Here is a 4988-nt window from a genome sequence, read left to right on the forward strand (position 1 = left end):
CAGCCAAACAGCACCATCATGAGCGGGAATAAGAAATAACCCATCGCCGTTTGCACGCCTTGACCGTTGACAGGCGCCCACATAAACAGCCAAAACTGACTTAAAAATATTGGCGTTGGTAATAGTAACCACGTCCACTGCTTAACTGTTTTAAGTGTCTTTAATCTCTCAATATGTGACCCCAAGCGACCGCTAATAATCAGATAGCCAATCAAAGCGCCCCACATCGCCAGCATACGCCAAATAAAAACTTGTGTGCCTGATAATGGCGCTAGAAAGCTACTGTACGCATAAAGCACACCAAATAGCAGGTTGGATAATACTGCCAGTGCTACGCCCATCATTAAAGTGCGCTGCTGTACGCTGCCTGCGGTCCACATTGTCGGTAGCGGTAAACGCGAGACTAAAGTATTAGATAATGTAGAAGTAGACATACAAGGCTCCTTAAATGAGATATAGGTGCAAGCTTTATTTTTAGAGTTTTAGCCAGTACCTATTTGATATTCTCTATTGTAGTAGCACGTAGTGAAAATATATTTCTAAATATACAAAATTATGATTTTATTTATCTTTATTTACTATATAAAATAACTTATTTATCGCTTTATCAATTTATATGATAATTAAACGATATTTTCAGATTTAAAAAGAGGTTTTTTAATGACTCATGCTTTGGACAATACAGATAAAGCCATCTTAAATTTGCTCCAAGAAGATACGACCTTACCACTCAAGACTATTGCAGAGCGAGTGCACGTCTCAGTAGCCACCGCGCAGCGCCGTATTCAAGCGCTGATAGATAACAAGGTCATCACCAGGCAAGTCGCTATTCTTGATCCGAACAAGGTCGGTTATGGTCTGACGGCCATCGTCATGATAGAGATGTCGCGCTCTAATACCTCAATGCAGCATCGGTTTGAGCGCTTGATGAATGAGCAACCGCGGGTGATGAGCTGTTATGAAGTGTCAGGGGACGCTGATTTTATGCTGATGGTCAATGCCAAGAATATGAACGACTATCACGAATTTACCCGTAGCCTGCTCACTTATGAGAATAACGTGCGTAGTTTTCGCAGTCAGTTTGTGATGAATTTTACCAAGAGTGGGACGAAGATTTTGCTCGATTGATTATAGTGATAAAAGCAGTAACTCACTCTTCGATAGCGAAAAGATGAAGTAAGTAGGGAATAGCAAACAATAGCGCTATAAAGCCCTAAACAAATAAAAGAGACAACAAGGTACCAACGTGAATACCCGTACTACTTAGGTCTGTCACATACTCAAACGTCGTTGTGGCTACCCCAATCGACAAAAACAGTATGACGATAATTAAATGTTTATGAGTAAATGCTTTAGAGCGGTAACGATTTCGCTTTTGGAAGTAAATAACAGCAATAAGATGAAAGAGTAAGACAATGGGTAGTATAAACAACATATAGTAAAAGGTAAGATGCCCTGCTGCACCTGCTGCACCTGCTGCACTTGCTGCATAGACAGGAGACGCTATAATCATAAGAAGTGCTAGTAAAGCTAGATGACTTGAATGTGGCAATTTGCGGTTTAAGTTTTTGTTTATCATCTCTATTCTCAAATTCGTTTATAATCGAGAAGGCGCTTTTTCATTAAGTCACAGTATCTATTTGAGCCTTAACCGCTCGTCATTCTAGTCCAAAATCGCTACATTATATTTTCAATGACTTAACCTTAGAATAACAGACTGGCCCTCTAAAAGTTAACTGTAGTTTTTCTCGCACTATCAATAACTTAACTAAATAATTGAAAATTGCTTTTTCACATCGTGAACGCAATTCATGTTAAAATGAGCGCCTTTAAATTAGCCGCTACTCAATTAGTCAACAATAACTATCCTTAGCCGCTAGCTATCACCCGTATTTTTAAGATTAAGGTTGTCCCATGTCTGCCGATACCATCGCCCGCACCGCTTTTAAACAAGGCACCAAAGCGCTTTATGATTACGATAAGCATTGGGCCAGCTGCTACGAGCCTGCTCCCTTTTTGCCAATGAATCGCGCGGAGATGGATGCGCTCGGTTGGGACGCTTGCGATGTGATTATCATCTCAGGCGATGCTTATGTCGATCACCCCAGCTTTGGGATGGCGATTATTGGGCGCTTACTTGAGTCGCAAGGCTTTCGCGTGGGTATCATCGCCCAGCCCGACTGGAAAAGCAAAGACGCCTTTATGGAGCTTGGCAAACCCGTCTATGCGTATGGCGTGACCGCTGGCAACATGGATAGCATGATCAACCGCTACACTGCCGATCGTAAGATACGTAGCGATGATGCTTACTCGCCGGGCAATGTCGCTAATAAGCGCCCTGATCGCGCGGCTATCGTCTACAGCCAGCGCTGCCGTGAAGCGTATCCTGATGTGCCGATTATCTTAGGCGGTATCGAAGGCAGCCTACGCCGTATCGCCCATTATGATTATTGGTCAGATAAAGTACGCCGCAGTATTTTGCTCGATAGCCGTGCCGACGTTCTTTTATACGGTAATGCTGAACGCGCTATTGTCGATGTGATGCATGGTCTATCCAAAGGCTATACCTTTGAGCAAATGAGTAAACTGCGTGGTACGGCATACTTACTCACGCCAAGTCGTCGTCATTGGCAAGCGGATATGATAGAAGTCGCTAGTAACGATGTCGATACCGTTGGCCGTGTCGATCCCATTATCAACCCTTATGTCATGACCGAAGACGTTGACAGCTGTAAGATTGAGCAAGAGCGTCCCAACCAGACGCCAAATCAAAACTCGTTTTCATCACAGTATCAGGGTTTTGTCGCTGAGCCTGTGACTAATAAAGTCTTGAACGCTGATCAAGTTGATGAAGAGACTCAGGTTGTGCAAATGCGCGGTATGGAGGTTCAAGAATACAAACCAAAAACGGCGCGTAAATATAAGCTAAAACTACCCGCTCGTGAGCAAACCGTCATTCGGCTGCCTGACTATGAGCAAGTCAAATCTGATCCTGTACTCTACGCGCATGCCAGCCGTATCCTGCATCTAGAGACCAATCCAGGCAACGCTCGCGCGCTGGTGCAACGTCATAGTAGCGGCGCGGGAAATTCCTTTACCTCTATCGATGTTTGGCTCAACCCGCCGCCGATTCCGCTCTCAACCGAAGAGATGGATTATGTGTTTGACTTGCCCTATGCGCGCCTGCCGCACCCGAGCTATGGCGATGCGCGCATTCCTGCCTTTGACATGATTAAATTCTCGGTCAATATCATGCGTGGCTGTTTTGGCGGTTGTACCTTTTGCTCAATCACTGAGCACGAAGGGCGCATTATCCAAAACCGCTCGGAGGAGTCTATCCTACGCGAGGTTGAAGCCATTCGTGATACTGCACCGAATTTTACGGGCGTCATCTCTGACCTTGGTGGGCCAACTGCCAATATGTACCGCCTCAACTGTAAAGATGAAACGATTGAGAAAAACTGCCGTAAGCCCTCTTGCGTCTATCCTGATGTCTGCGAAAACCTAATCACCGATCACAGTAATTTGACTAAACTATATCGTAAAGCTCGTGATATTAAAGGCGTAAAAAAGATCCTGATTGCCTCAGGACTACGGTATGATCTAGCCGTAAAAGATCCCGAATACGTCAAAGAACTGGTGAGCCATCATGTCGGTGGCTATCTAAAGATTGCCCCTGAGCACTCTGAAGAAGGCGTATTGTCAAAAATGATGAAGCCTGGCATGGGCAGCTATGATCAATTCAAAGCCATGTTTGAGCAGTTCAGTCAGGAAGCGGGCAAAGAGCAGTATCTGATTCCGTATTTCATTGCGGCCCATCCAGGTACTAAAGATGAGGACATGATGAACCTCGCCCTTTGGCTCAAACGCAATGATTATCGCGCTGATCAAGTACAAGCCTTCTACCCTAGTCCAATGGCAACCGCGACGACAATGTATCACACCCACAAAGACCCGCTACATAAGGTTAGCCGCGAAGGTGGCGATATGGATATCGTCAAATCGGGCAAGCAGCGTAAACTCCATAAAGCCTTCTTGCGTTATCATGATCCAAAGAATTGGGTAATGCTGCGCCGTGCTCTGCAAGACATGGGTCGTAGCGATCTCATTGGTAAAAACCGTGGCTGCCTGATACCACCGTTTAACGCCAGTTTAGAGGGCCGTGATGGGGAGCAAAATGGCTATCAGTCGGCACGCAAAAAGAACAGCCGCATCGGCAATGATTCTGTCAAGCGTCAAGGTAATAATAAAAACAGCGCTTGCAAGAAAAAAGTGAGTAAAGGCAACTTTCAAACTCAGCACACAGGATTGCCACCGCGTAAAACGAAATAGCGATTACTTTTGATTAATAACCCGAAAGCACATCAGTTATCAGGCTGATGTGCTTTCTTTAGTCGCGCTAAATACTTACATTAGTTATCGATAAGGCAACGAAACCCACAGCTTACAAACAATTTCTAACATAGCGTATCCTTAGTTTTGGTTACTATAACTTTATGCAATGAATGCATCATATAGATTTTATACTTTGGAGAAACTTATGAATACGATGATGAAAGTAGCCACAGCTATGCCTGCCCTTGCCTTGGTCAGTGCTTGTTCAACGATGGCACCTAGCACGCCTATGACACCTGCAACGCCTGTCACCGATACAGCCCCTACCGTGGCTTATGATCGTATGGCGCCTGTGCCTTACACCTGTACAGACAACAGCCAAGTGATGGCTAAGCAATCAATCAACAAGCAACAAGCGATGCTAACAGCAACTTTACCTAAGGTTGGCTGGTCGCAGCAAAACATCATCCTAAATGGCGGCGTCCAAGGCGCGACCGCAAGCTACGTCAATCAGTCAAACCCAGAAGTCATCTATGCTTGGCATATGAAAGGTGACGAAGGTGTGTTAGCCATGAAATGGGCAAACGGTAGAGAGTATCAGGTCAACTGTAAAGTAGGTAGATAAGCCTATTGGCCGCGTCTCCTATTGATAG

General features: G+C 44.9%; 5 protein-coding genes. 3 read left to right on the forward strand and 2 right to left on the reverse strand.

Annotated features, from left to right (window positions below; genetic code table 11):
• On the reverse strand, positions 1-434 hold a 434-nt coding region (locus ACTXGO_RS09550; protein ID WP_459112920.1), incomplete at its 3' end, for an EamA family transporter.
• A 226-nt stretch (positions 435-660) separates the two neighbouring features.
• On the opposite strand from ACTXGO_RS09550, the gene ACTXGO_RS09555 reads away from it, so the two are divergent.
• Entirely contained in the window at positions 661-1128 is a 468-nt protein-coding gene (locus tag ACTXGO_RS09555) for an Lrp/AsnC family transcriptional regulator (RefSeq protein WP_443542488.1), read from the forward strand.
• Between the two features lie 85 nt (positions 1129-1213).
• Here ACTXGO_RS09555 and ACTXGO_RS09560 read toward each other — a convergent pair whose 3' ends face one another.
• A complete protein-coding gene (locus ACTXGO_RS09560) occupies positions 1214-1513 on the reverse strand; it encodes a hypothetical protein (RefSeq protein ID WP_443574217.1) in 300 nt (99 codons plus the stop codon).
• A gap of 401 nt (positions 1514-1914) precedes the next feature.
• Between ACTXGO_RS09560 and ACTXGO_RS09565 the strand changes: the two genes are divergently transcribed.
• Both ACTXGO_RS09565 and ACTXGO_RS09570 read left to right on the forward strand, forming a co-directional pair.
• Positions 1915-4332 (forward strand): YgiQ family radical SAM protein, encoded by a 2418-nt coding sequence (locus tag ACTXGO_RS09565; RefSeq protein WP_443542484.1) that lies wholly within the window; start codon positions 1915-1917, stop codon positions 4330-4332.
• A gap of 208 nt (positions 4333-4540) precedes the next feature.
• Positions 4541-4960: a hypothetical protein gene (locus ACTXGO_RS09570; protein WP_443574219.1), complete on the forward strand. Its 420-nt coding sequence runs from the start codon at positions 4541-4543 to the stop codon at positions 4958-4960.
• The last annotated feature ends 28 nt before the right edge of the window (positions 4961-4988 follow it).

The sequence above is a fragment of the Psychrobacter sp. T6-1 genome, from assembly GCF_052258445.1.

What these genes read in the sequence shown, in the direction of transcription:
- ACTXGO_RS09555 (WP_443542488.1), top strand. Translation starts at nt 661, where the DNA reads ATGACTCATGCTTTGGACAATACAGATAAAGCCATCTTAAATTTGCTC.
- ACTXGO_RS09560 (WP_443574217.1), bottom strand. Translation starts at nt 1,513, where the DNA reads ATGATTATAGCGTCTCCTGTCTATGCAGCAAGTGCAGCAGGTGCAGCA.
- ACTXGO_RS09565 (WP_443542484.1), top strand. Translation starts at nt 1,915, where the DNA reads ATGTCTGCCGATACCATCGCCCGCACCGCTTTTAAACAAGGCACCAAA.
- ACTXGO_RS09570 (WP_443574219.1), top strand. Translation starts at nt 4,541, where the DNA reads ATGAATACGATGATGAAAGTAGCCACAGCTATGCCTGCCCTTGCCTTG.